Raw genomic sequence first — 794 nt, 5'->3', positions numbered from 1 at the left:
GGGCTCCGTCGCGGGCGGCGAGCGCGCGTTCCAGGAGGGTGTCGACGCCGTCGCCGGTGCGGGCGCAGGACCGTACGATCTCCACCCCGGGGTTGACCCGGTGCACGTTCGCCCGGAAGGCGTCCTCGTCGAAGCCGGCCGCCTCGGCCAGGTCCGTCTTGGTGACCACGACCAGGTGGGCGGAGCCGAAGGCGGTGGGGTACTTCAGCGGCTTGTCCTCGCCCTCGGTGACCGCCATCAGCACGATCCGCAGGGTCTCGCCGAGGTCGTAGGAGGCCGGGCAGACGAGGTTGCCGACGTTCTCCACGAACAGCACCGCGGTGTCCGCGGGCAGCCAGCCCTCCAGGCGGGTGCGCACCTGGCGGGCCTCCAGGTGGCAGAGTCCGTCGGTGAGCACCTGCTGGACCGGCGCGCCCGAGCGGGCCAGGCGGCGGGCGTCGTTCTCGGTGGCCAGGTCCGCGGTCAGCGCGGCCGCCGGGACGCCCCGTTCGACGGCGCGGGCCAGCACGCGGCCGAGGAGTTCGGTCTTGCCGCTGCCGGGGCTGGACAGCAGGTTCACCAGTGCGACGCCCTCCCGGGCCAGGTCGCCTCGCAGGGTGGCGGCCAGGTCGTCGTTCCTGGCGAGGACGGCCTGCTTGACGTCGACGGACCGGCACATGGCGCTGCTCCTCGAAGAGTGGGCTCGGAGACGGGGAAGGAAGGCGGGGCTCTCACCGATCTTCGGCCGCGCCGGCCGCGAGGTGCGGCAGCGCAGCCGTGGGGGCCGGGGTGTTTTCCTCCGGGCGGCCCAACGG

The 794-nt window shown here is 74.2% G+C and carries 1 protein-coding gene; it reads right to left on the bottom strand.

The annotated features are described in order from the left end of the window. Positions 1–658 (bottom strand): hydrogenase nickel incorporation protein HypB (gene hypB / locus C1I97_RS38200; RefSeq protein WP_111007395.1); only part of this gene is annotated, 658 nt, incomplete at its 3' end. Positions 659–794: the final 136 nt, after the last annotated feature.

Origin of the sequence: Streptomyces sp. NTH33 (assembly GCF_003236365.1) — a bacterium.
In the GTDB taxonomy this organism is placed as follows: Bacteria; Actinomycetota; Actinomycetes; order Streptomycetales; family Streptomycetaceae; genus Streptomyces.
This window is presented reverse-complemented; position numbering and strand designations above follow the sequence as displayed.